The 25,605-nt window shown below is 41.9% G+C and carries 16 protein-coding genes and 1 pseudogene; 10 read left to right on the forward strand and 7 right to left on the reverse strand.

Annotated elements, in window-relative coordinates:
* Positions 1-1,259: 1,259 nt before the first annotated feature.
* The 4 genes from DSM03_RS15560 to DSM03_RS15575 form a co-directional block, all read right to left on the reverse strand.
* The gene (locus DSM03_RS15560) at positions 1,260-2,198 is read right to left on the reverse strand and encodes a glycoside hydrolase family 43 protein (RefSeq protein WP_128763305.1); all 939 of its coding nucleotides are present in this window, start codon (positions 2,196-2,198) and stop codon (positions 1,260-1,262) included.
* Positions 2,199-2,371: 173 nt separating this feature from the next.
* Positions 2,372-3,268, reverse strand: a complete 897-nt coding sequence (locus tag DSM03_RS15565) for an alpha/beta hydrolase (RefSeq protein ID WP_236643956.1) — start codon at positions 3,266-3,268, stop codon at positions 2,372-2,374.
* A 202-nt stretch (positions 3,269-3,470) separates the two neighbouring features.
* The gene (locus DSM03_RS15570) at positions 3,471-4,595 is read right to left on the reverse strand and encodes a glycoside hydrolase family 88/105 protein (RefSeq protein ID WP_128763307.1); all 1,125 of its coding nucleotides are present in this window, start codon (positions 4,593-4,595) and stop codon (positions 3,471-3,473) included.
* A gap of 19 nt (positions 4,596-4,614) precedes the next feature.
* Positions 4,615-7,356 (reverse strand): glycosyl hydrolase, encoded by a 2,742-nt coding sequence (locus DSM03_RS15575; RefSeq protein WP_236643957.1) that lies wholly within the window; start codon positions 7,354-7,356, stop codon positions 4,615-4,617.
* Positions 7,357-7,615: 259 nt separating this feature from the next.
* Here DSM03_RS15575 and DSM03_RS15580 point away from each other — a divergent pair, with 259 nt between their 5' ends.
* From DSM03_RS15580 to DSM03_RS15635, 10 genes and pseudogenes are all read left to right on the forward strand, one after another.
* Positions 7,616-10,771 carry a SusC/RagA family TonB-linked outer membrane protein gene (locus tag DSM03_RS15580; protein WP_128761930.1) on the forward strand — a complete coding sequence of 1,052 codons (3,156 nt, stop codon included), beginning with the start codon at positions 7,616-7,618 and terminating at the stop codon, positions 10,769-10,771.
* Positions 10,772-10,795: 24 nt separating this feature from the next.
* Complete coding sequence (locus DSM03_RS15585; protein ID WP_128761929.1) at positions 10,796-12,898, forward strand: RagB/SusD family nutrient uptake outer membrane protein; 2,103 nt, start codon at positions 10,796-10,798, stop codon at positions 12,896-12,898.
* A gap of 185 nt (positions 12,899-13,083) precedes the next feature.
* On the forward strand, positions 13,084-14,259 hold the full coding sequence (locus DSM03_RS15590) for a GAF domain-containing sensor histidine kinase (protein WP_128763308.1): 1,176 nt from the start codon (positions 13,084-13,086) through the stop codon (positions 14,257-14,259).
* 250 nt (positions 14,260-14,509) lie between these two features.
* Positions 14,510-15,688: a hypothetical protein gene (locus tag DSM03_RS15595; protein ID WP_128763309.1), complete on the forward strand. Its 1,179-nt coding sequence runs from the start codon at positions 14,510-14,512 to the stop codon at positions 15,686-15,688.
* Between the two features lie 952 nt (positions 15,689-16,640).
* Positions 16,641-17,753, forward strand: coding sequence for a serine hydrolase domain-containing protein (locus DSM03_RS15610; RefSeq protein WP_236643958.1), 1,113 nt, complete (start codon positions 16,641-16,643; stop codon positions 17,751-17,753).
* Between the two features lie 24 nt (positions 17,754-17,777).
* Entirely contained in the window at positions 17,778-18,104 is a 327-nt protein-coding gene (locus tag DSM03_RS15615) for a DUF6249 domain-containing protein (protein WP_128761925.1), read from the forward strand.
* Positions 18,101-18,676, forward strand: coding sequence for an RNA polymerase sigma factor (locus tag DSM03_RS15620; RefSeq protein ID WP_128761924.1), 576 nt, complete (start codon positions 18,101-18,103; stop codon positions 18,674-18,676). Before DSM03_RS15615 ends, DSM03_RS15620 begins: the two co-directional genes overlap by 4 nt.
* Positions 18,673-19,017 (forward strand): hypothetical protein, encoded by a 345-nt coding sequence (locus DSM03_RS15625; RefSeq protein WP_128763311.1) that lies wholly within the window; start codon positions 18,673-18,675, stop codon positions 19,015-19,017. Before DSM03_RS15620 ends, DSM03_RS15625 begins: the two co-directional genes overlap by 4 nt.
* A 44-nt stretch (positions 19,018-19,061) precedes the next feature.
* Positions 19,062-19,373, forward strand: a pseudogene (locus tag DSM03_RS15630) (helix-turn-helix domain-containing protein); the annotation flags it as partial.
* A 487-nt stretch (positions 19,374-19,860) separates the two neighbouring features.
* Positions 19,861-21,303, forward strand: coding sequence for a S41 family peptidase (locus tag DSM03_RS15635; RefSeq protein ID WP_128763312.1), 1,443 nt, complete (start codon positions 19,861-19,863; stop codon positions 21,301-21,303).
* A gap of 230 nt (positions 21,304-21,533) precedes the next feature.
* Here the strand turns inward: DSM03_RS15635 and DSM03_RS15640 are convergent, their stop codons facing one another.
* Genes DSM03_RS15640 through DSM03_RS15650 form a run of 3 tightly spaced genes read right to left on the reverse strand, consistent with a single transcriptional unit; the run spans position 21,534 to position 25,602 of the window.
* Positions 21,534-22,670, reverse strand: coding sequence for a cytochrome-c peroxidase (locus tag DSM03_RS15640; protein WP_128763313.1), 1,137 nt, complete (start codon positions 22,668-22,670; stop codon positions 21,534-21,536).
* Positions 22,671-22,688: 18 nt separating this feature from the next.
* Positions 22,689-24,155 carry a hypothetical protein gene (locus tag DSM03_RS15645; protein ID WP_128763314.1) on the reverse strand — a complete coding sequence of 489 codons (1,467 nt, stop codon included), beginning with the start codon at positions 24,153-24,155 and terminating at the stop codon, positions 22,689-22,691.
* The gene (locus DSM03_RS15650) at positions 24,142-25,602 is read right to left on the reverse strand and encodes a RagB/SusD family nutrient uptake outer membrane protein (RefSeq protein ID WP_161568068.1); all 1,461 of its coding nucleotides are present in this window, start codon (positions 25,600-25,602) and stop codon (positions 24,142-24,144) included. Before DSM03_RS15650 ends, DSM03_RS15645 begins: the two co-directional genes overlap by 14 nt.
* Positions 25,603-25,605 lie beyond the last annotated feature (3 nt).

Genomic DNA, 25,605 nt, shown 5'->3' on the forward strand with positions numbered 1-25,605 from the left:
TTATTTTTAGATCCTTGAAAACTACGCAAATCCCTTATCGTGCGGATAGCAAACCGCTACGCTAGGCTATCCTCCACTGCCCGCCGCTGTGGCATTTGCTTGTTTTACTACAGATCTAAAAAGTAGGCCGTTTCCAAAATCAGAACTGAAAATAATATTTTTTAGCTTTCTTTTTCTTCAGTATAGCAAAAAGGTCCCGTTAAGAATTTTCGAAGCCTTGGAGAAAATTTAGGGGACTTATTGCGGTTTTGCCCCTAAAGGCAAAAAATACCTAAGAAATGTGCCTGAGCAAATAGTCGCTACAGAACCAAAATAGAGATAAGCGCATTCAATCTGACCATTTAAAAACAATAAAAACTACAGATTAAAAAGTGTCTTCTCTTTTGGTTAGCCTGTCCTGAGCGATAGTCGAAGGATTTCTTTGGACGGGCAAACCGACAAAGGAGGTTCACGAGCTCCCGTAAAAATAAAAATCCCGCGAGCTAAACCGAGGACACGAGGTTCACGAGTTCCCGTAAAATAATAATCACGCGAGCTAAACCGAGGACACGAGGTTCACGAGCTCCCGTAAAATAATAATCACGCGAGTAAAGAATAGTAATTATAATTTCTATTTCTGTTCATTTTTTCCATCGATGAAAAAACGAACCAAAAAAATCTAGGCTTATTTTTAGATCCTTGAAAACTACGCAAATCCCTTATCGTGCGGATAGCAAACCGCTACGCTAGGCTATCCTCCACTGCCCGCCGCTGCGGCATTTGCTTGTTTTACTACAGATCTAAAAAGTAGGCCGTTTCCAAAATCAGAACTGAAAATAATATTTTTTAGCTTTCTTTTTCTTCAGTATAGCAAAAAGGTCCCGTTAAGAATTTTCGAAGCCTTGGAGAAAATTTAGGGGACTTATTGCGGTTTTGCCTGATAAGGCAAAAATACCTAAGAAAAAGGGTCTTTTCTTTTGTTGAGCCTGTCCTGAGCGATAGTCGAAGGATTTCTTTGGACAAGCAAAGAAAATGAACAAACATTATTGGTAGTTAAAATGACTCAAACCGAGGACACGAGGTTCACGAGCTCCCGTAAAAATAAAAAACACGCGAGTAAAGAAAATGAACAGAATCTCCTCATATACCACACCCTTCTCCTATAGATTAGGAAGTTTGATTCTAGAAAGCATCTCTAGTGAGATGCTGAAACACGTTCAGCAAGACGATTAAAAAACCTACGTGTAAGTGCGCGATTGTATCGCGCGCTTTAATTTCGATTATCGAGTAAATGCTTTTTGAATCGCTTTCAACTCCTTTCGGGAAACACGTATCGCAGTCCCATGTCGAATTCCATCAGGAAAGGAAACCTGATCAGAAATATCGGTCCAGTTTTTTAAGTCGGTAGATTGTACCGCGCCGTATTGATGGTCGGTATATTTATCAAAATAGACCAGCCACTCCCCGTCTTTCTGAATCAGCGTAGGTCCTTCGGCCCAGTAGTTTCCGGTAATGGGTTCGCTTGCTTCCGAATACGGTCCGGTTACGTGTTGTGCGGTGGCTACTTTGAGGTTTTTATGTGCCGGTTCGCGGGTTTCGTCTTTTAAAACCATCACATACTGTTTCCCGTCCCATTGAATCGTGGCATCTATCGAATTGAAACCGGGTTCGTAAAGCACCTGGGCCTTGCTAAATTCTTTAAAATCTTTGGTAAGCGTATAATACATACGGTGGTTATACCCCGCATCCAGTTCCGATTGCGTTTCGGGATACAAACCGGGAATGGTTGTCGCCCAGTAGATCATATACTCCTCGTTTTGGGCATCATAAGTGATCTCCGGCGCCCAGCAGTTACGCGCCGTTTCTTCGTGTTGCATCACCGGAATCAAGTGCTGTTCAGACCAGTGTATCAAATCATCGGAGGAGGCATAACCGATGCCCCGCTCGGTCCAGCCTGTGGTCCACACCATATGATACTTACCATCTCCACCTTTGATGACTGCCGGATCCCGCATCAGTTTTTGCTCCCCCACTTCGGGGGTAAGAATAGACTGATCGTTGTTTAAAGACTTCCAATGCAGCGCGTCGGTGCTGTAAGCCAGATGTAACCCATCCTCGCCATTGCCTTTAAAATAGGTGAAAATATAGGCCGGATCCTGGGCGTTGCAGGAGGTGCATGCAAAGGTTAGTATTAAAAGTAGAGATAGATTTCGGAGCATAATTAAAACGTGTATAATGGGCTTGTATCTGCAGTAGCAATCATAGCAGCCTGTCCCCTCGAGCGCAGTCGAGAGGTTGTAAAACTCAATTTATAATCGCAAGGTCTCGTCCCGAAAACATTCGGGAGCGCTCAACCTGACATTTAAATTCTGATATCATTAAGTAGTGATTTTTATTCAGACACCAACCCATGCTTCTGCATCCATAAAGTTAAAGCTTTGGGCCAGGAGTTTGCAGTGGCAGTACGCCCCATTCCAAAACCGTGACCCCCATCTTCGTAGAGGTGCATTTCGGCAGGTACACCAGCATCTTTGAGTGCTAAATAATACCGAATACTGTTTTCTACAGGCACCGCACCATCATCAGTTGCGTGTACCAAAAAGGTCATGGGAGTTTCAGGCGTGACCTGATATTCTCCACTGGTGTTGTAAACCTCAGCCTGAGTGGTTTTTTTGCCCAGCAAATTATCACGCGAGCCCTGGTGTGTGATGCCCTCCTGCATACTGATCACCGGATAGATCAACACTGCAAAATCAGGCCGGGCTGAAACCCCTTCCGTACTCGTATAAACGGCACCGGCATAATGTGTCGAGGCTGTGGAAGCCAAATGTCCCCCGGCAGAAAAACCCATGATCCCCACTTTTGAAGCATCTATACCATAATCCCCGGCGTGTTGCCGCACATAGCGAATGGCGCGCTGGGCATCCTGTAGCGGCCCTATACTTTTATCCTGCATAATGCGATCGTGGGGCAAACGGTATTTGAGTACAAAACCGGTCACGCCCTGTTCGGCAAACCAGGCTCCCAGTTTATAACCTTCCTTGTTAATGGCCAGATGACTGTAGCCGCCACCGGGACAGATCACTACGGCTGTTCCGTTTGCTGTTCCGGCTTCTGGAGTGAAAATGGTCAATGTGGGATTTGTGACCTTTCCATAACCACGGATTTCCTCACCGTCAAACTGTTGTTCTTCAGTGTAGTTCTCATCGGCAATACTTCCGGGCACTTCATCCCAAAGTTCGACTTCCTGCTGTTGCGCAATAAGGGCGTTGCTTGCAAATAAGCTCATTAAAAGTAGGTGTTTGAATTTCATCCTGTAATTTAAATAAATTACTTCGGGCTAAGCCCAAAAAGCATTAAATTGAATAATCCATTTTTAGAACACGTGTTAGCGCGCTATTGTATCGCGTACTTATAAATCTCGATTCTCGAGTAAATCCGGTTAAACTAGCGTTGTTTTTATAAGCGACTTCCCAGTAATACAAAACTTGCTACTCTTCGAGACGGTACATTTCGGCACCTGCTAACAGAAAACAACCCAAACCATAATCCTCAAAATCGGGTTGCTTGGTATACGAAAGCGGCTGCCCGTCTTTAGGTTCTTTTCCGGTAGATTGCAACCACCCCAGGAATCCGTTTTCGTGTAAGCTTTCCGTGGTCAGCGCATTCCAGGCTTTAGTAACTACGGGTAAATAGGTTTCACGGTCTAAGAGATCGTTATTGATCCCGTAAGCGATTCCGTATACAAACAAGGCGGTTCCCGAAGCTTCTTTCCCTCCAAAATGCGTGGGATCGTGCAAACTCACATTCCAAAAGCCATCCTTGCGCTGAACCTTAATCAGTGCTTCAGCCATCGCCTGCAAGTCTTCAACATACTGCTTGCGGTGTGGCGCATCTTCGGGAATGATCGAAAGCGTTTTGGCCAGAGCAGCGATCACCCAACCATTACCGCGACTCCAATACGAATCTTCCCCATTCGGCTCCGTATACGGCGGATCGAAATCGGCATCCCGCCACCAGAGTCCGTCTTCCGGATTAAAAAGTCCGTTTCCACCGATCACATTTCGGCTTTCCATATACATCTGGTACATTTTTTCAAAGTAGCGCGGATCGTTCTCGAGCACTCCCATTTTCGCAAACACCGGCATCCCCATTTGTATGGCGTCGATCCAGTCCCAATCGTCCTGTTGCGGGGTATGTAAAAACTTCTGCATACAGGCGCGGGTATTTTTCAGCTTTTCCGGATCGGGTTGCAGATTGTATAAATCAATATAGGTCTGAGCCGCATCATAATCATCGGCATTGCGGGTTTCATTCCCACTGCGGAAGCCCCACTGGTGAAAATTAGCCCAATCCAAAGCATAGTTGTAGTACTCCGCTTTGGGATAGATTTCGTGCAGGGCCAGCAATCCCTCATAATACACCCCACGCGTCCAGATATGACTGGGACGCTCTTTATTGGTGATAATGGTTTTACCCACATCCGGCCATTTTTCCATAAAATAGGCATTGGCGAGTTGCATGTCTTGGAGAATCGCATCTCGTTCTATCGGTTTTTGTGCAGCACAATTAAGACTGAAAAGTGCAGGGAGCAGGAGTATAAATAGCTTATTCATTAGAATTGATTTAAAGGTATTAATGGGTTTCGGTTGTAAGCGGAATCAAACGTACAGGTCCTAACAATCCCGAAGGGGTTGGTTCCCAGACGGAAGCATCAAAGGCTTTATAATCTTTATTGACCATATTGATCTCGTAAAAATTCTTCCACTCTTCCCCGCGCAGTTCTTTGGCGCGGATTCGGTTTGCGGCCAGATTGGTCACTTTAATTTTCAGGGTATTCGTGCCGACTTTGAGTGGACCCAAATCCAATTGATAAGGCACAGACCAGGCAGTACCCACATACGCATCGTTGAGCCAGACTTCAGCACTTTCCCGCACATCACCCAGACTTAACCTCCAGAAATCAGCCGCAGTTTTGGGTTTCTCAAAGCTGGTGGTATATACCGCAGTGCCTGAAAAATGCTCGGCATCTTCGCCCAGAGTCGTCCAGGATTTCAGGGTATTCAGCGCTGCAGCTTTGGGTAGAACGGGACCGCCTTTTTCAAAAGTGAGTTGCCAGTCTTGATCTAAAACAAGGCCTTCATCAAGAGGTTCGGCATACGTCCAAGGTTTAATACCTTCAGGAACCTGAGTTTTTAAAATCAGTGCATCTCCGGAAGCGATCTGTACCTTGACTTCGGTTTTCCCGTTTACGGTACGGGTGATGGCCCGGCCGGTTTTACGATTAAGCGGATCTAAGAGCGCCACCTCATCGGCCGCAACCGCAAGCGGAATAAACTGGTCTACCGCTTTTGAAGTATGATTGACGAGGTAATAAATTTTGGAGTTTCCAGCACTACGGCGGATGAATTTGAGTCCGCTCTCCACCAGCCGTTCCGGATAGACGCCCGCTGCATTCAAGCCAGAATCCAAATCGACACCGCTCAGCTTGTTTTGAGCGATCAGGTTTTGCAGGGCTTCCGTTTGCTGCTCATACTCAAAAAATCCCGGAACACGTTCCGGCAAACCGGTAAAAATCACGGAAGCTCCGGCATCTTTTAAGGCTACCAGTTTTTGCAGGGTGGCCAAAGGCATAAATTCACAGTCCGGGACAACCAGCGATTTGTAGCTGCCGCCCGGCAGTACAATTTTTCCATTGACAACTTTGGCTTTTGCCAAAAAATCATCCGAAAGGAAATCAACGCCATAGCCTTTTTGCATCAGCTCGTTGGTGGTTTCATAAAACGGAGTGTCCAGCAACCACTCGTTAAGGGAATGGATTTTAAACTGAAAAAACAACTGCCCGCCTTTAAAGCTGTTATACTGATCGTAAATGGGCCAGTACAGTAAAGTCTCATTATCGGGTTGGCCTTCCTGCAAAACACTTTGCACATTGGCCAAATACGAAAACAGTGCCGGTGCATCTTTCCAAATCGTATTTTTCGGACTAAAATTTACCGAAGCGTAAAACTTCCAGCCCGGCCAGCCCGCGCGCTCCGGTGAGTAGGTAGAGCCGTGTAAAAAAATATGGTTTACGCCGTTAAGCAAAAGCTCTTCGGCTTCCGGTTTGGTTTGAGAAAGTGCGGTTTTAAAATGCTCCCGCAACCAGGTAAAGGTCTCGGAAGAAATCAGGGGTTTCCCCGCAATATGCCCTGCGCTCGAAGAGAACTTCAACATCACCGGATCGGCATCCCCGGTACGAATGTTTTCGGCCTCGCGTCTAAATCCGGCAATGTCATAAGGCATCGAGCCAAAAGTCTCACACTCGGGAATATCTGCCGATGCGTACAGATCGATCAGATTTCCCGGCGAACCATGGGCCTGCAGTTTGGTCTTAAAGCCGTGCTTGTTCGCCCAGTCGGTCCAGGGTTCATCAAAACGATGCAACAATAAATCGGACAGGGTTTCCCGATAATCACTTTTAACCCGGTTGCCCAGATCCGTATCGGTTTTACTCAATACTAAAGGGATATAGGGCTTTAGGTCATACCCACGAAACTCCTTAAAATATTTGAAGAATTTTGGGGTAAAATCCGTCCCATATACTTCATAACTGTCATTAAAAATCGCTCGGAGGTTTCTGTTTAGTTTCGCAAAAGCAGAATCGTAAGGCTGCACATAATCTTCAAAAGCTTCGGTAGAATAGTGATCAAGCGTATAACCCGCACCTCCCGGCGCGGAACGTTTTACCTGCTGCCCGGTTTTACCGGTAAATAGGGCGTAAAGCCTATAGTCGGAATCTTGTGGGGTCCAGTTGAGTCTTCCCTCGGTTACCTTATCGGTTAAGTCAGTAAATTTTTCAGCTGAATCATAAGCCAACAAAGCCGTGAGTGTGGCGGGTTGCTTTTCTTTTGGATCCGGAAGAATTTCCTGATTAAAAGACTCCCCGCGTTTGAGCTGGTATTGCTGCACCACCAGTTTGGTCGCGGCGTACTCCTGTTCTACCTGTGGTCCCCCATAGGGCCAGCCCGTTCCCAAAACCAGATCTACACCCAGTCCCAGACTGTCTGCCGTACGGAGTGTATAGTCTAACATCTCCAGCCATTTGGGAGAAAGATGATCCAGAAAATGGGTCTCCTCCCCTTTTGCACCATAAATAGGAGTGATCTCTACCCCGCCCAAACCGACTTCTTGAAAGGCAACAAGATGCGCTTTCAGGTTGGGTTTATCAACCGCACTGCCCATCCACCACCAGCGCGTCCAGGGTTTTGTGGTATTATGAACCTCCGGCCAAAGCACCTCACCTGAGTCAGAAAAGTCTTTAGCTTCCTGAGACTTACAGCACAATACAAGCACAAAACTCATGATATATATAAAAGAGTTGACGTAAAAACGCATAGAATTAGGATTTAAAGCTGAAAATACAATGCATTGCACAAAGTCTCAAACCAAGCTAAAAGTAAGGGTTTAAGAAGCAAGTGCTATCCTGTGCCGTCCTGTTGAAAAAGGCGCTATCAGTATCTAGTTTCTAGAGTTTTAACAAAAAGCAGGACAGTACAGCCCTGTAAGTACAGGATACCTCAAACGATGTAATTATATAATTTTAGCCAACAAACAATGATTTTAAAGTTAAAACTCTCAAAATCTTTTCTCTATTATGAAACAAATACACAAAAACTTTTTAGTGTTTCTGGGTTGCTTGCTATTGAGTGCAACGGTCTGGGCGCAAGAAAAAACGGTTACGGGGACTGTGACCGATCCTCAGGGTATGCCCTTACCCGGAGTAAACGTACTGGTACAAGGTACCCAGCGTGGAACACAAACCGACTTTGACGGAAACTTCACTTTACAAGCTACTGAGGGGGACACACTTCTTTTTTCATTTCTCGGAATGAAATCGATTTCGCAATCTATTACAAGTACAAATTCCTATTCGATAACGATGGAGGAAGACAGCGCCGAACTCGATGCTGTTGTAGTGGTAGGATATGGTACTCAGAAAAAATCAGATCTTACAGGAGCGGTTTCCTCGGTTAGTTCAGAAGAACTATTAACCCAACCGGTTAGTAACGTTTTTCAAGCGCTGCAAGGTAAAGCTGCCGGGGTGGACATAACCAGTAGTGAAAGACCGGGTACTATAGGTTCTGTAAGAATTCGAGGTAATCGTTCCCTAACTGCGAGTAATGCGCCTTTATATGTAGTAGATGGGGTTCCGCTATTGTCTGCCTCTTCTATTGAAACCATTAACCCAAGAGATATTGAGTCTATCGATGTACTTAAAGATGCATCAGCTACCGCTGTGTATGGTTCTCGTGGTGCTAATGGTGTTATTATTGTAACAACCAAAAAAGGGAAAGCTGGTCGTTTTACACTAAATTATTCAGGAACGGTTACGGCATCAGAGATCGTAGATAGAGCTCCTGCTATGAGTGCTGCAGATTTTATACGTTTTCGACGAACTGCTGCATTCAATCTTGACCCCAATACATACGCGAGTCCTAATGCTCCTACCTTAGAAAATGACACAAATATTTTTGACAGTCCGTTAGATGGCCAAACGTCAAGAGATAATGTGCTTCAGGGATGGCAAAATGGTTCATTTGATCCGTCTAGAGTACGAAATACAGACTGGACAGACTTTGTTACACAAACAGGTATTCTAAGTGAACATACGATTAGTGCAAGTGGAGGTAGCGAAAAAGTGAATGCCTATGGTTCTCTGGGATATGTAAATGATAAAGGAACCCAAAAGGGTCAATTTTACGAGCGATATACGGCTAATTTAAGTGCAAACATAACTCCTGTAGACTGGTTTAAATTTAGCGCAAACTTTAACCTTTCCTGGAGTGAGCAAGATTATGGGTTCTCTACATTAGGTGGTCGTAGCAGCTCTGTTCCTAATGCAATATATGGCGCAGCTAAAAACATTTACAATATGGCTGTCCCTTATGATGCAGATGGAAATCTTGTTATTAACCCAGGAGGAGAAAGCACCATTTATACGATAATGGATGAGTTTAATAAGAGTACCCAACTTTCTCAAACCTTACGTGCTTTAGGGAGCTTGAGCGCTACATTTGATATTGGTGAAATCTACGAGCCACTTGAGGGGCTTGAATATTTAATTCGTTTTGGACCCGATTTCAGACATTTTAGAGAAGGGGTTTACATTGACGGAAGCTCATCTCACAGATTAAATTCTGACGGAACTGATGGCACTAACTATGCTCGTTTAAACAACAGACGGGACTTTTCTTGGACCCTTGATAATCAGATCAATTACAATACCACATTTGCTGAAAAACACAATCTAGGGGTTACTTTATTACAAACAGCTTCTTCGTGGAATATTGAAAGTTCTGGAATGTCTGCAAACAACATCCCTAAACCTTCGATGCTCTGGAATAACTTTGGTGCGATAGATATTTCTAATTCTGAAAATAATGTAAGTATCGGCTCTAATTTAAATGAGAGACAGCTCAGTTCATACCTCGTTCGAATGAATTATGGTTTTGATGATAAATACCTGTTAACGCTCTCCGGTCGTTGGGATGGAGCTTCTCAGTTAGGTGATGGAAATAAATGGGATTTTTTCTCTTCTGCAGCACTAGCGTGGAAACTTGACCAGGAAGATTTTCTTGCAAATGCAGATTGGATAAACAATTTAAAGCTTCGCGTAGGATACGGTACTACCGGTAACTCTGCTGTAGCTCCCTATGCAACAAAAGGAGATATCATCTCTATATTCCTACCGTTTAACGGATTGTCAAATCAGATAGGATATACAACCAACGAACCCTATTACTCAGGATCACAACTTTCTTTGGCAAATCCAAATCTGGGTTGGGAAAAAACGACACAGTATAATGTTGGTGTTGATTTTGGGATTTTCAACAACAGAGTATCAGGTAGTCTCAACGTTTATAAATCGTATACTTCAGACCTGTTGATGTCTGTTAACATTCCTACACTTACAGGATTCCCTTCTACAATTGCAAACATTGGTAAAACCAATAACAAAGGTTTTGAAGCTTCTCTGAATTTTGTTCCTGTTTCTTCTCCAAAAGGCTTTGTTTGGGAATCAGATCTTAACGTAGCCTGGCAGAAAGATGAGATAGAAGAGCTTGCTTACGGAGAAAATGATATGGTAGATAACAACTGGTTTATCGGAAAGTCTATAGGTGTCATTTTTGGTTATGATAATGAGGGTATGTGGCAAGACACTCCAGAAGACCAGGCTGAAATGGCATTATGGAACGAGAATGGATATGACTTCACTCCTGGTAACGTAAGACCTACAGATCAAAATGGTGATTACATCATGAATGGTGATGATCGTGTTGTTTTAGGGAATACCACTCCTAGATGGACACTCGGTTGGAACAACGCTATCAGTTACAAAGGTTTCGAATTGAGTACGCTTATTATATCTCGTCTGGGTTATACAGCAAATATTGGAGGGGAGGCGATGACCGCAAGATCCAATCAACGGGAAGTGGATTACTGGACTCCTGAAAACACGGATGCTGAATTTCAAAAACCTATTTTAGGTCAGGCCACCTCAGGATCTCAGGATGAATTTTCTGGTTTGCTGGGCATTCGAGATGCAGGATTTATAAAAATCCGGAACATCTCATTAGGCTATAATTTTACTGCTGAGCAAAGTGAAAAATTAGGATTGAACAACTTAAGGTTTTATGTACAAGCCGTAAATCCTGGAAGTATATATCAAGGAGCTGCATGGTATGATTTTGATACCAACTCTACGATTTTCAACAGAAGTTTTGCTGTAGGATTAGACATTGGACTATAAAAAAGAATTTTAAAAAGAAAAAAAATGAAACTAAATATTTTTACTAAACGTTTTACAATTCTTTGCTGCTCAATCCTTGCGATGACGGCTATGTCTTGTAAAGATGATTTTCTTGATGAAGATCTCACAAACCAGTATTCAACAGACTATTTTTTAACGCCTCAAGGTCTTGAAGATCTTACCGTTTCTTTATACGGTAATATAAGATGGCACTTTGGTTATGAGTGGGCTTATGGTATTACGCTTTACGGAACAGACGAATTTACCAATGCCAATGACCTCACCAATGAGATGTGGAACACCTATGACAACCGCTTAGGACCGGTGGGTGCTACTACTGAAACCGGGGCAGCGAATAAAAACGCCACCTCCCCTGCTGCGTTATGGGATCAGATGTATTATGGTATCTCCTCAGCAAACATCATTATAGCCAATGCTGAAATCATAGAAGATGAAGCTGTGAGGAATCGCTGCCTGGCTCATGCGTATTTCTTAAGAGGATACAATTATTACAGACTGGTTGCACAATATGGAGGAGTGGTGCTTCAGCTAGAACCTGCAGAAGGTGTGGTTAGAAATTTTGAACGGGCTACTGAAGAAGAATCCTGGGAACAGGTGATCTCTGATTTCCGAAATGCGTATGAGCATTTTGAGGGAGAAATATACACCTATGGTAAAGGGGTTACCTGGACTAAAGCTACTGCGGCACACTTTCTGGCAAAAGCCTTGCTCTTTAGAGCCTCAGAGCGCAACGATGCTTGGAACTCAGGTTATATTGATTCAGATCTCAATGAAGCGATTGATGCAGCAAGTTATGCAATTGATGCTCGTGGCCCATTAACTGATAATTACAGAGACTTATATGCTACCTGGTCTGGTATAGATAGCGAGACCGAACAACTTGATGAAATTTTAATGGCAGCACCACACAATGCTGATGAGTCTACTAAAGGTCGTTTTGGAAACAGAACCTACAACTACTTTACACCTCAATTTTCTAATTTTTCAGGGGGTTGGGTACGTCGTGGCGTTTGGATTGGGGGAATGGATTTCCAACGGTTAAGACCTACAGAATATACCTATGCCGTTTTTGATCACGTGAATGATTCGAGAATGTGGAAAACCTTTAAAACGGTATACGGGGTAAACAATGTTTTAGATGAAAATGTTGACGTAGAACTTGGAGATCCGGGAATTGTTATGATCTTAAATACTAAAGATGATGACACTTATGACAACTTCAAGTTTGGAGCTAACATTCAACAGCCAGATTGGAGAGATGTCGACGGTCGCCTACCGGAATGGAAATTAGGAATGCGACAAACAGAAACTTCTGGATCGTTAACCAGTTCTCCGGGACAATTTGTGCCCAACTCCTTAGTGCTGTATCAAAATGGAGAATACGTTTCCCCGAACTTTAAGAGCACGCCAATCTCTAATTTCTTTGCAGGTATTAACAAAACAGATGATGGGTCTCGTTTTGCTGAAAAAGGAGATGCACACCGCGATGTGACTATGGCACGCCTGGCAGAAACCTATCTGGTAAGAGCCGAATGCTATGCGCGTTTGCAACAATATGGTAATGCGATGAATGACATCAATACCGTACGCGCAAGAGCTGCCTGGAAATCTGGTGAAAACAGATCATACTATGTAGATGGGTCTGTTGCATTTGAAAACAACAGTTTGAATACCGGTTCTGCAGCTCAAAACTACATAAACTCTAATTTGAATATCAATACCTATTACTTATCCAATCCGGATATTGATGTAACGACCGAGGCTTCAGATTTAAGTTTAACTTCATTCCCTGATAATTTACCAGATGAAGATGAGGCTGTTTTAAATGCTCTAGGTGTTTCAGGCACTTACGACCGCGCTTTGCATTTTATTCTTAACGAACGTACGCGTGAACTGCTCGGTGAGTGGCAACGTTGGGAAACGCTTTCTAGAACAGGAACCCTTATACAACGCGCAAGAGCTTTCAATAAAGAAGCTACAAATATTACCGAAAACAAACATGAATTGCGTCCTATACCGCAATCTTTTATTGATGGACTGCTCAATGAAGATGGATCTAACTTATCTGCTGAGATGAAAGCAGATTGGCAAAATCCCGGATATTAATACGGTACACTAATGCAAGTCTTATTAAACAGCCAACCTCTTAAAAAGGTTGGCTGTTTTTTTTATATGCACCCGTTATCCCTGGCCTCAGATACCCCGATGTTGTTAAGGAAGTATTAACCCATTCAAAACATACGTTCTAGCCTAAAAAAAATGATACTTTTGCCCTCCCTAAATCGTTAAATTTGAATACACAAGATTTTAAGCGTGCTAAAGTATTAGCGGATCTTGATCTGGATTATCAAGAACTCAAAAGTGATTTTCAGGATTTAAGTATATTAGCTGCTAAAGTAGCCGGTACTGAGCTTTCTGAAGTAAATTTCATCGATAATTATACCCAATGGACGGTTGCCGGGTCGGCAGGCGAATTCAGTCAAAAACCCCGGGAGGCCTCTATTTGTAATATTACTATAACCGAAGATCATCAATTTGAATCACGGGTAGATCTGGATCTCAGATTTAAAGACTCCAGCTATGTTCAAAAAGAAGGCTATAAATACTATTATGGTATTCCCCTTAAACTTAATGATGAAATAGCCATAGGAACACTCTGTATTGGGGGAAAAACCATTGAAGACTTAAGTGAAAATCAGGTTGAGCAATTGCATTTAATCGCCAAACAAATCGAGAAACAAATCCTTTTAAAACAAAAGCTACGCCTTGCACAAAAACAAGCTTTAGAAGAGCGGAAATTAAAAAGACGTTTAGCGCACGATGTTAGGAGTCCGTTAAGTGGTATTGCTCAACTCATTGAACTTACCGATCACTCAAAAGAACATTATGAAGAACTTATAGACATCCTAAATCTCATTGCCTCCAGTACTACCAGCGTGTTACAGCTCGTTGAGGATATATTAAGTGTTGAAACAAATAAGTCTCCTTCAAATTTCGAAAGTGACTCTTTTTTCACGTTAGAAAGTCTTACCCAAAAGCTGATGGATCTTTACAGACCGCAGGCGCAGGCTAAAGACATTGAATTGAATTATGAATTTCAGCCCAATGCCTTAAAATTTTCGAGAAACAACTTACTTCCGATGATCGGTAATTTGATTTCTAATTCCATTAAGTTCACAGAAACCGGAGGTCAAATACACTTAAAATTAGAAATTGAACATACGCAAAACACTAACAATTTAAGTGTATTAGTCTCTGATACGGGTATTGGTATGTCTGCACAACAAGTAGATGATATAATCAATAAAAAAGCGACACACCGAACCGGTACATCTGGAGAAAAAGGCTACGGTATGGGCCTCGTATTTGTTATGCGACTTTGTGAAGAATTAGCGGGTAATTTCACTGTTGAGTCTAAACCTGAGGAAGGGACCCGTGTCAAATTAATTATTCCTTTAAAACAGTAAGTCACTTCGGGGTATGCCTGTCTGCCGACAAAGGCAGGCCCGCTAAGCATTCAACTGAATCATAGAGTATTAGAACGAGACACATCTCGATGTATTTAAATCTCGATTATCGAGTAAAGTCATTCATGAACAAAATGACTAGATGTATAAACACAACTCAAAAGTGATGGTAACCCGAAAATTTTAAGGCAATATGTATATAGGGAGTGTTGTATCTTACCTATAAAATCCGCTAAATACAAACAACACAATGCCCAAAATTATAGGCTTATTATTAATTTTCTTTTTCTACAATCAAACCTGGGCTCAAGACCAAGGTTCAGATTTTTTGCAGGGTGCCTGGAAATTACATCAGCTAAAAGATGATAAAGTACATCAAGAATTCATCTTAAACTTTAAATACTCTGACACCTTTCACCGATACTTTGGTAATAGTTCAGTTTATGGAAGCATCACCACTTTAGACCATATCAATTTTGACGAGAAAGCAAAAACCCTCTCATTTTCAAGTCATATTAGAAAGGGTGAAGTTTTCAATTTAAAAATTGTAAACGAGAAATTTCAGGGGACATTCATTCGCGACAACCAAGAATTTAAATTAACCGGTTCTAAAATTGCTAAAACGAATTCTAATCCGGTTTTAGCGTATGGAAAATATCAAACAACTACCATCCCTGAAAATATTGATGAATTATATGTAGAGACTGGTAATACAAATTCTGAAATAGTAGTACTCTACGTGCAAGGTGGTCCGTTTGACAAGCTTCAATATACACAGGAATTTAATGCCTGGAAAAATGAGTTGCATATCGTATATGTGAAACAGGCTCAAATGATAAACCCGTCTATCCTTCCTCCTGAAAATAAATTAACTTATGAAGATGCATTGAAAGAAAATTTAGTTTCAGTTGAAATATTAAAAAGACTCATAACTCATTTTAAAAAACAAAACAAAAAGGTATTGGTGTACGGAGAATCCTATGGGGCTTGGATAATCCAAAAATACATTGCTGAATTTGGCAACGAAGCAGATGCGGTAAGTATTTCTGCTGGCAGGCTTAATAAGGATCTAAAAATTTTGCAAGCCACAAAATTGAATCAAAAAGTGTATGACATAACTTATAAAAATGGCAAACGAATTTATACCGAAATGGACTTCACTTATTCAAAACCTAACGCGTATATGCTTTCTTCCATTAACAGTGAGATCTTTACCGAAACTTTAAAAGATAGAGACTTGTCGAAATTGGTTGTATACCAATACGGAAAAAAGGACGGAACAGTTGGACACCTGGACGATAATGAAATTGCATTTTTACAATCAAAAAATGTAGAGATAGAAGTTTGTAAAAAGTGCTATCACAGGCAAATGCTATCAGCTAAGATTGCCAACAAAGCTATTGAGAAAATGATAAAATTGGTCAAATAAAATAATAGATAGGGTAACAATCCTATAAGTAATTGCTTATTCGCGCCTACTTCTGAAAATCCTCGCGGATTTTCAGTTCGGTGTATATTTACAAAGTTTAACGCTAAGCTACGCAACTACTCATAGCCGAGACAGTTGTGCATCATTTAAGAAACGGGATGAAAACAAACTTTGAAATTAAAGAAAAGTATGCAGTCCTACTAAATGGAATTCATATTGACTTGCATAACAATTTTGAATCTAAAGAACTAACTGAATTTAAAAATTACGAATGAATGAAAATGAAACAACCTATACCAAATAACTAACTGGAATTAAGGTAGGTTCTGCTCCACTTCGATTCCGCTCAGTATAGCCTGAATACGATCAGAGTCACTAAAGGCTCTGCTTAACCGGGTATTAAGCGTGTACTCCGTAATTGACGGTTATAGAATAGCGTTGTTATTTGTGCGAAAAATAAAAACGATATAGAAAATAGTGATTGCCCGCTTTAGAGAAGACAATCCTAAGGCTATTAGGCGTGTATTGCGCCAGACTGCGGAACTGTCACCTAATTTCAATCTTATGAGGTGCCACATTTAGTGCTGGTGATTCTACCAAACTCAGGGCGCCGAACAGCAAAAAGAAACTACAATGCCATCTGGAGTATATCGATTAAAAGCTCGAAGAGCATAACCGCGAACTGGCCATCGCTAATGGAGATCGTGAAGAACTGCTCCTTCAAAGCCAAAGGCTTAAAATACAAGCAGATTCAAAACAAACTCGAGTAGAATATCATTTTCTCCAAATCAGCAGTTATCTACATCAGATGGTACGCAGAACCGTTACTGAGGGGTGCTACCCGGTCTTGAATTTAGGTTACACGGATTAAAAATTTGTAACCTTTCAAAAAGTCATCTTGTCCAATAGATGTGAATTCACCTAAACACATTCAACAATCAAATAAAACAAGATGAAAATTTTAAATACTATACTAAAAAATATAACTGTTGCAATAGTTGCGCTAACAGCAATTACTTCCTGTGCACAAACCAAAAGCATACAAACCTTAGAGGGCAGCATCCTACACGTCGAGGAATTGAACTCAGCTATTGAAAGTGCAATGAAAGAACATGAACTTCCTGGTCTTTCTGCAGCAATAATCAATAACAATGAACTCGTATATCACCAAGCTTTTGGCGTTGCTAATTCAAAGACAAGAGAACCTATTGATAAACAGAGCATCTTTGAAGGTGCATCATTGTCAAAGCCTATTTTCGCCTATTTTGTGATGAAATTGGTTGAAAACGGCACTATTGATTTAGACAAACCACTTCACCAATATTTACCGCATCCTGGGATTGCACCAGAATCAAAGGAAGAGTATAAATTGATTACAGCCCGAATGGTTTTGGCCCATCAAACAGGATTTCCTAACCACGCAAATAATGAACCTATAAAATTAGCATTTACACCTGGAACCGACTTTATGTATTCGGGAGAAGCCTATCAATATTTGGCAGCCGTAATTGGCACAAAACTGGGAATTGGATGGAAAAAAGAGTTGAACCAATTGTTTCAAGAAAAAGTTACAAACCCATTAAATATGCTACATACCACATTTGTATGGGATGATTATTTAGAATCACACAAAGTATTCGGTCATGATAAAGAGGGTTTGCCAACCTATAACAAACCAGGCAAAGGCAGATGGAGTGGAAAGACCTTCAATGCCTTCTCAAGTGTGCATAGTGAAGCATCAGAATACGCCAAGTTCATCATTGCAATGTTAAAAAAAGAAGGTTTGAGTGATTCATCTTTTTCAGAAATGTTGAAAGAGCAAACCAAATTTAAAGACAGTAATCCACTAAAAATAGAAACAGGACAAACCGGTTGGGGATTAGGTTTTACGCAAAAGCGTACCGAAAAGGGTATTATGCATATGCACACGGGTAATAACCACGACTTTCAAGCATATACGATGTTTGTTCCTGAACAAAAATATGGTATCGTCTTATTCACTAATTCTGGCAATTTATTACCTTTTATTGAAGCAATTTCAAATACATTGGGAAAACAATTTTAATAGACAAAACAACAATCAACTATTATGGAAAATATACAAGAAGCATTGGGAGCTCTATTTTTAATGGCGGGTGTAGTCGCTATAGTTTACATCATAGCGCGCTATACCTACCTTATTAAAAAAGCGATGATTGAAAAAGGTTTGGCTAATCCAGAATCATCAAAAAAAATGCAATATCTCGACATAGGTTGCATAGTATTATCGTTAGGCTTAGGAATTATGGTTTCCACTTTTTTTACCACAATGGAACTTACTGAAGATGCGGCCGATTTATTAATATGGGGCACCATCCTCGTTTTTGGAGCCATTGGGCTTTTGGCAGCTCATTGGTTACGTAAAAGAACAAAGTGAATCAAAGGGAGTTTACAGATATTGAACTTGTAATCAAAAGCAAGACTGGAGATACAGCTGCATTTAGGGATTTAGTCAATACCTATAAGGATGTGTCTCTTACCTTAGCGTGTTCTATATTAAAAGATACAAGCCTTGCAGAGGATGCTGTACAAACTGCATTTATAAAAGTGTTCGAAAAACTAAAAACGTTCAGACAGGATTCAAAGTTTTCAACTTGGCTATATAGAATTGTTATCAATACAGCCTATAACCTTCAGAAGCAACAGAAAATCCATATGCAAATTGATGTGCTTTCAGATTCCATTTTTGAAGCCAATGAAAAATCAGAAACAAGGGTATTAACAGAAGAAGATCAAAAAAAATACATCAATTTAGCATTGGAAAGAATAAAATCTGACGAAGCACTAATACTGCGCTTGTTCTATTTATACGACCATAGTATTTTAGAGATAAAGAAAATTACGGGCTTTAGTAAGTCAAAAATAAAGGTGGATTTACACCGAGGTCGAAAAAATATGGAACGTCAACTTCAAAAACTATTAGGTAACGAAATAACACAGCTATTATGAACGAAGATCAGGCCAAAAAGCTTTTAAAGAAAAGTGAGTTACAAGCAACAGACCATTTCACGGATAGTTTAATGAAGCAGATTGAGGCTGATGTTGAGGCACGCGTGCAAGCTACAGTTCCATCTATAAAGAAAGTTTCTTTAACCATAGTTGCGGTAGTGCTGCCTTTGTTTTTGCTACTCTTTTTTAAAACATTCACATTTCTTCCAAGATTAGAGTTTTTGGGTTACGCCCATCGCACAAAATTGTTTGTAGTAGCAGTATTCTCAGTTTTATTAGCAGTGAATCACTTATTTAAGTTGCATTATAGCGCAAAACAGCTCGTTAAAAATGAACGATAGAGAATTAAAGTTTTTAAGCATTATGCTTTTAGTGAACATAGTTATTACTAAAAAAATATTTTAAAAGTCCTGATTTAATCAGCGGAGGGCTTCCTACAGTTCAATTTATTTCAGAAAAACTGAATATTTCTCCAAATTAGTTAAGCAGTTTACTAAAGTCGTTAACGGGTCAAAACACACCACAGCATATTCACGATAAATTGATCAGCGAAGCCAAACAAAAATTATCGACTTCCAATAGGTCTGTCAGCGAAATTGCCTACGAACTAGGCTTTGAGCATTCGCAATCTTTTAGCAAATTGTTTAAACGCAAAACTCACGTTACTCCTTCTGAATTCCGGGAGTCATTCAACTGAAAAATTGATGTTTAAAATCCACCCTGTGTTATACAATATCGAAGCGGTCTCCAAACTCAGAATATTTCAATACGATCCCTCAATTTCATCATCAAACTGCTCAAGGCAGATTCCTCTATGATCCTACCCGCTTGCTAGAAAATCTTTACCTGGGGCTATTAAAAAAATACACTCTTCCTGTATGCTTGAACAAGAATGCCGGTACACTACAGACGCATCTATCTTAGATTAACCTCATATACCCTTCTAATGATGCGGTATCACGCATTTTAGAGCACGCTGGGATTCTTCAAGACATAGATAAATCAGTATGGACTTGAGATCGTTACCCTTGATGATCAAATTTTATTGGATATTGCAACCACTTCACCTACTTTTAAACAATAAACCAGTGGTTTTGAGACAGATTGCTCTTAAAGTCAAAAACATAGGTACACGTTTATTTTAAAAGTAGAGCCAAACAGTTCAACCCTACCAATACCTTCCAATGAGATTACGTTCAAAATTCGTTCTAGCGCCCTCCTTCTTACTGTTGAGCATCATAACTATACACGCTCAAGAGTGTACCTGTGCAGAAACTTTTGAGGAGGTTGTGCAGGTTTATGAACATGATTATGCGTTGTTCCCTATTAAAGTTACCCAAACCAATAAAGAACTTTATGCGGCCAACAAAGAGGTTTTTAGACAAAAAGCCGCTCGTGTTACAGCAATAGAAGCTTGTCTTCCCATACTGCAACAATGGCTGCAATTCTTTAGGGATGGTCATACTAGCATCAGTTTTACAGACAACAAGGCTGTTAAAGAAACGCGTAAAAGCATCGTGATGGATAAGAGCGCTTTCCTCAAAGAAGTAAATAACATTAAAAAAAAGAAAACCTTCCAGAATACAGACCTGTTGGGTATATGGAAATATGGTGCTTACGAAGTGGGCATTCTGCCCCAAAAAAATGCTCCTAACCAATTTACAGGGGTGATCTTAAGCAGTACAAATAAGCTTTGGAAGCCGGGAGACGTTAAATTTGAACTCAGCCAGGTTTACGGCAATGCGTATGAGGCGGTTTATTATATGGACGATAATAGCGGAAGGAAGTTGAAAGTTAACCTTCAAAACCCAGAGCATTTGGAGTTTATCAACTACAACAAGTGGGTAAAGGTAGGACCGGCAAACCCAAATACGATAACCGATACTGCGCAAACAGAGCGCTACAGTGATTTCCATATACGGATGATAGATGGAAAGATCCCCTACATTCGTTTCCCTAATTTCTATGAGAAAGAACCTGCTTTTGTAGATAGCCTGATCCGAGCCCACCATCAGGAATTGGTTGAGGCAGCTTTTTTTATCGTTGATGTACGGGATAACAACGGAGGTAACGATGCGGTTTACAAGCCTCTTTTTCCGTATATTTTATCGGGACCTATTCAAACACCTAATTATGGTATCTGGATCTCTGAAGGAAATATTAACATGTTCCTAAACGGGAGAAAGCCAGAAGAACTGGAAGCGGAAAGCAAAGCAGAATACGATTACCTCTCTTCCTTAAAAGGTACCGTATTCTGGCCAGATGGTGCAGCATATGCCAGTACTTCCGTCCCGGATACACTGTTTGCTCCCCATCAAAAAGTAGCTGTTCTTATAAATGAAAAAACCATTAGCTCAGGAGAAACGTTTGTCTACAGGACACGGCAAAGCGAAAAAGTAATTCTATATGGTCAAAACACGGCGGGTATAATTGACGGCTTCAATGTGCTAACAAAAACAATAAACTGTTTTAAACTGCACTACCCTTCCTCCATACGGGCACGGGATGTCGCAGAAAACCCTATAGATCCTTACGGGATGCCACCAGATGTTTATGTCGATAAAAACCTGGATGTTTTAAAATTCGCTATCGAACATATGTCGCTGTTAAACCATAAAAAACAGTAACCTACTTCGGTGCAAGCCGCTCTGCCAACAAAGGCAGGCCCGCAAAGCATTAAACGGAACAATACATTTTTAGCACAAGACCCGTCTCTCAGCATGTAAGTCTCGAGTATGCCGTAAACTGAATGTCATTTCCAGAGGTCACCCTGAGCTTCACGTAGGGCCAAGTCGATAAATCTTTGCCTTATGCAATGCTGAATATTTCTAACCTAATTCCATCTTTCGCAAGTTACCTACTCGGGTAACTTAGGTGCTCGCGTCCTCAGATCTCCAGAAGTCAATGTGTGTAAAAAAGCTTCTAAGGCATGCATCTCTTCCCGAGTGAGATTTAGTTTTTGAAGGATAGGAGAAACTTTAGGTATTAACGAGTCACGAGGCGTTCCCAGATACTGCTTTTGAACCACTTGAGGATTTCCCAGATTATAGAACTCTACCACATCCCGTAAACTGGGAAAATGCCCGTGATGCATCCAAGGGCCGGTGCGACCTACTTCTCTTAAAGAAGGAGTTCTGAATTTACCAATATCTGCAAGATCACCGGTAACGGCAAACCTTCCGAAGTCTTCATCTTTAGTGCCAAACAACACCTGCCCGTCATTATGGTATTGATTGTCGCTAAAATAACCGCTGTTATGACAATTGATACAGCGCGCTTTGGTACGAAACAAATGCAGCCCCAGCACTTCTTCATCGGTGAATTGGTCTGGTCTGCCATCGATGAAGCGATCAAACTTACTGGTACGGCTAATTAGCGTACGTTCAAAGGTCGCTATAGCTTTTTGAATAAATTCTAAAGAGATGGTATCCTTACCAAAAGCTTCCTTAAACAAAGGTTTGTAGCCAGCTACTTCAGCAATCTTATCTACAGCCAGATTAAACTGTTCGTTCATTTCTACAGGATCTGCTATAGGAAAACGCGCCTGTTCTTCCAGACTGCTGGCACGCCCATCCCAGAACAACTCGTGCGCGAAAGCAGCATTCATAATGGTCATTGCATTGCGCTTTCCGTTTTGTCGATCATGCCCAAAAGAACGGGTAATATTATCGGTCCACCCCAATTCTGAATTATGGCAGGAAGCACATGCTATTTGTCCGCTCACCGACAACCTGGGATCAAAGAACAATTTTTTCCCCAAGTCTGCTTTTTCTTTAGAATATGGGTTGTCCTCAGGAAAAGGAACCTCCTCCAAATGCCCTATTTCTTTAAAGTTGGTGATGCTGCTGTCTAAATGGGGTGCAGGCCAGGTTTCCGGATCTCCAGTAGCATACACCTTACGGAGTTGGGCGATAGCGGTATATTCTCCTTTCTCAGTTTCCTTACAGGAATTCAAAAGAAGCAGCGCGAGACACAATATAGATAGCTTTTGCATAATCAATGATTTAAAGAATTAAAGGGTGATCTCTTCTACGCAAGAGTTGCCAGGTAAGTCTGTAGGATCTTCATAACCCCTGTCGTTATAGATGTAATATTCTGAGGTGACGGTTCCGCCATACAACGCATCATTGGTTACTCGCAATTCAAACTTCATCTCCCAGAGGGTTTCTGAAACCTGACGGTAGCTTCCACTTCCTGAGATCGCCAATTCAAATAGTTCGCCATCTCTGTTAGAGATCGTTAAAAACTGCGGAATCACAGCAACACTTCCTTGGGTAGTATTGGTTCCTCCTTCCGGATAAAATTCAATAGCCGCCTCAATATTAAAGCCCGGTGATGCGGAAGCATCGGTTGCTTCATTAGCAAACCAACGTTGCAAGTTGAACGGATTGGTCGTTCTGCCTGCCAATGATGAACTGAAACCGATACGGTAGGCATCGTAATACACATCATCAGCAGGATCTGGTGTAGCGTTGTCAGAACCCAAAATCGCATTTGGATGGTCTGCAGCTACCTCAACCGGTACCGCAAAGGCAGTCCAGGACCTCCAGCTGCACGCGCCATCATTATCATGATCTATCCAGTTTTCGCCACGTACCAGATAGAAGGGATTGCTCGTATCGTAAAAATGAGACGCCGGATTGGTTGCCAGATCACGATCGGTTTGTATGGGTTTGATCACCAAAAGATTGGCATTACCCGAAATGTTATATGCTGGTTGCTGTTGTAAGGTAATAATCGTCTGAAAATTGACATCTGCAGCGCTCAAATCTTCGTTTAGGGTCAACCTATAGCTGATGTAATCGCTACCCTGCCCGGTACGTTCCAACGTATAATCAAAGCCATTCAAAAAGCTGAAGATCCCTGCTTCATCCACTTCCTCCTCTATATAACCATTGGGGAATTCTACACGGAAGGCTACCGTTTCTCCCACAGCTCCTGAAAGATCAATTCTGCTCGTATTCAGTTGGTAGGTAGTGTTTACCTCCCCTAAGGTCACTTCAAAGCGATCGCCTACAGTAGCCTCGTTGAGCGCCCCCAACTGAATACTGGGATCAGAAACTTCGGTGAGGCTAAAAGCTATAGTCTCCCCGGCGGTCCAGCGCTGATTAAAGCGTACCTCGATCGTATCGGTAGGCTGTGCTGCCGTAAAATGGAGTTCCTGAGGTTGTATCTCATAAGAATCTTCCGGCAAACCGCTATTCACATTGTAGCCCGCAGTGACCGTCTCCTTCAGGCTGCGTGCACTCAACACCACAGGAATCTTTAAGGTACGCAAAGAGGTATTCTCATAGGTCGCTACCGATAACTCATTACCGCTAAGTTCAGGATACTCAATAGGTTCATTATTGCTGTTGACCAAAAAATTAAAGCGCAAGGAAGCCGGGAGGTCCTGATTTTGCTGATTGCTCAAATCATCATCGGTACATCCTAAGATAAGGCCTAATGCCAGTAAATATAGTAGTTTAGTAGCCTTCATTTTGTATCAAGTTTGCATTGAGGTTAATATTGCTTTGCGGGATAGGGAGCACAAAAAAGTTAGCGGGATAGTCCAGACTACAGGTAATCGACAGACACCCGTCATTGCGATTCACATCCCTTCCCGTACGTTTAAGGTCAAAAAAGAGTTGGTTCTCAAATGCGAGTTCCCGTCTGCGTTCCAGAAACAATTCTTCTTCCAGGTTTTCCGTTTGTACTAGGGCTTTCAGGCCTGCGCGCTCGCGTATTGCATTCAGGTTGCTCAGGGCAGCATCAGTATTATTGAGTTGGTAAGCGGCTTCTGCTGCGATCAGGTATTGCTCGCTTAAGCGTAAGATGGGATTCCCGGGATTCCCCTGAAACTTCCCGGTGAAATAATAGGGGCGGTCTACCAATTGCTCGTTTTCTAAAGTCGCTAACTCCTTAACCACAAAAAGAGCTCCACGTATGTCTTCAGGAGCATACAGGTCAAGCAGATCTTGAGAAGCCACATAATCGGCATAGGTATTCGCACTGCTATACCCATACTGTGCAGCCCTACTTCCACCAATAGCTCCATCGGCATCTACAGAAACTGAAAGCTCTAACAAGATCTCAGAAACCGGCTGCAAAGGTTCTTCCCAAGACTCCAGATAGCTTTCTTTAGGCGTAAGTATTACACCCGAAGTAGCGATCACCTGCGTGGCGTGGGTATATGCATTTTCCCAGGCGCCTTGTGCCAGATAGACACGGGCCAGCAAAGCTTCGGCACTCATAGCTCTAAAATACGAGTACGCGGGGCCTTCTAAAACAGGGGCATCAGGAAATAGGCTTATCGCCTGTTCCAGATCGGCGGTAATAGCAGTATAGGTCTCCTGCAATCCCAAACGCGGTGCGTAAGCTAATGCTTCTTGTAAGGTCTCGGTATTATAAACGATGCCCGGCATATTGGCTTCGGGATAGTTGCTATCCTGTGCATACACCTGCAACAGGGCAAAATGCATCAGCGCCCGTACACTCAAGGCTTCGGCTGCAATAGCATCCCGTTCTATAGCGCTCAAATAAGTTACCGTGTCGATGTATTCTAACAGCAAGTTGGCCGCAGAGATCGCCGCATAGCTGTTGTCGTAAAACGATTCCATCTCGCTCTGTAAAGCGGTGTCGTTAAAGTTATACAGCTGCTGTACCAATTCAGGTATACTTAGTTCCCCTTGATTGCTTCCCGAAGCATCCGGTGAGAATTTCAAATTTCCTCCTTGCAGATCGGCATACACGGTATACTGCTCCAAACGCAGGGTGCTTTCCATCCTCGAGTACATCCCGGCGACAGCTTCCAGCATCCCCTCGCGGGTTGCTAACTGTTCGCCAATAGAGATCTGACTTCCCGGTTGTTGTTCTAGAAAGTCACTGCAGCCTACCTGTGCAAACAGGAGAACTAGGAGACTTGTAGTATATAGTAGTTTTTTCATCAT

Origin of the sequence: Leeuwenhoekiella aestuarii, assembly GCF_004104055.1 — a bacterium.
In the GTDB taxonomy this organism is placed as follows: domain Bacteria; phylum Bacteroidota; class Bacteroidia; order Flavobacteriales; family Flavobacteriaceae; genus Leeuwenhoekiella; species Leeuwenhoekiella aestuarii.

What these genes read in the sequence shown, in the direction of transcription:
- DSM03_RS15615 (WP_128761925.1), top strand. Translation starts at nt 17,778, where the DNA reads ATGGAAAATATACAAGAAGCATTGGGAGCTCTATTTTTAATGGCGGGT.
- DSM03_RS15560 (WP_128763305.1), bottom strand. Translation starts at nt 2,198, where the DNA reads ATGCTCCGAAATCTATCTCTACTTTTAATACTAACCTTTGCATGCACC.
- DSM03_RS15650 (WP_161568068.1), bottom strand. Translation starts at nt 25,602, where the DNA reads ATGAAAAAACTACTATATACTACAAGTCTCCTAGTTCTCCTGTTTGCA.
- DSM03_RS15575 (WP_236643957.1), bottom strand. Translation starts at nt 7,356, where the DNA reads ATGCGTTTTTACGTCAACTCTTTTATATATATCATGAGTTTTGTGCTT.
- DSM03_RS15585 (WP_128761929.1), top strand. Translation starts at nt 10,796, where the DNA reads ATGAAACTAAATATTTTTACTAAACGTTTTACAATTCTTTGCTGCTCA.
- DSM03_RS15640 (WP_128763313.1), bottom strand. Translation starts at nt 22,670, where the DNA reads ATGCAAAAGCTATCTATATTGTGTCTCGCGCTGCTTCTTTTGAATTCC.
- DSM03_RS15645 (WP_128763314.1), bottom strand. Translation starts at nt 24,155, where the DNA reads ATGAAGGCTACTAAACTACTATATTTACTGGCATTAGGCCTTATCTTA.
- DSM03_RS15595 (WP_128763309.1), top strand. Translation starts at nt 14,510, where the DNA reads ATGCCCAAAATTATAGGCTTATTATTAATTTTCTTTTTCTACAATCAA.
- DSM03_RS15625 (WP_128763311.1), top strand. Translation starts at nt 18,673, where the DNA reads ATGAACGAAGATCAGGCCAAAAAGCTTTTAAAGAAAAGTGAGTTACAA.
- DSM03_RS15570 (WP_128763307.1), bottom strand. Translation starts at nt 4,595, where the DNA reads ATGAATAAGCTATTTATACTCCTGCTCCCTGCACTTTTCAGTCTTAAT.
- DSM03_RS15610 (WP_236643958.1), top strand. Translation starts at nt 16,641, where the DNA reads ATGAAAATTTTAAATACTATACTAAAAAATATAACTGTTGCAATAGTT.
- DSM03_RS15580 (WP_128761930.1), top strand. Translation starts at nt 7,616, where the DNA reads ATGAAACAAATACACAAAAACTTTTTAGTGTTTCTGGGTTGCTTGCTA.
- DSM03_RS15635 (WP_128763312.1), top strand. Translation starts at nt 19,861, where the DNA reads ATGAGATTACGTTCAAAATTCGTTCTAGCGCCCTCCTTCTTACTGTTG.
- DSM03_RS15565 (WP_236643956.1), bottom strand. Translation starts at nt 3,268, where the DNA reads ATGAGCTTATTTGCAAGCAACGCCCTTATTGCGCAACAGCAGGAAGTC.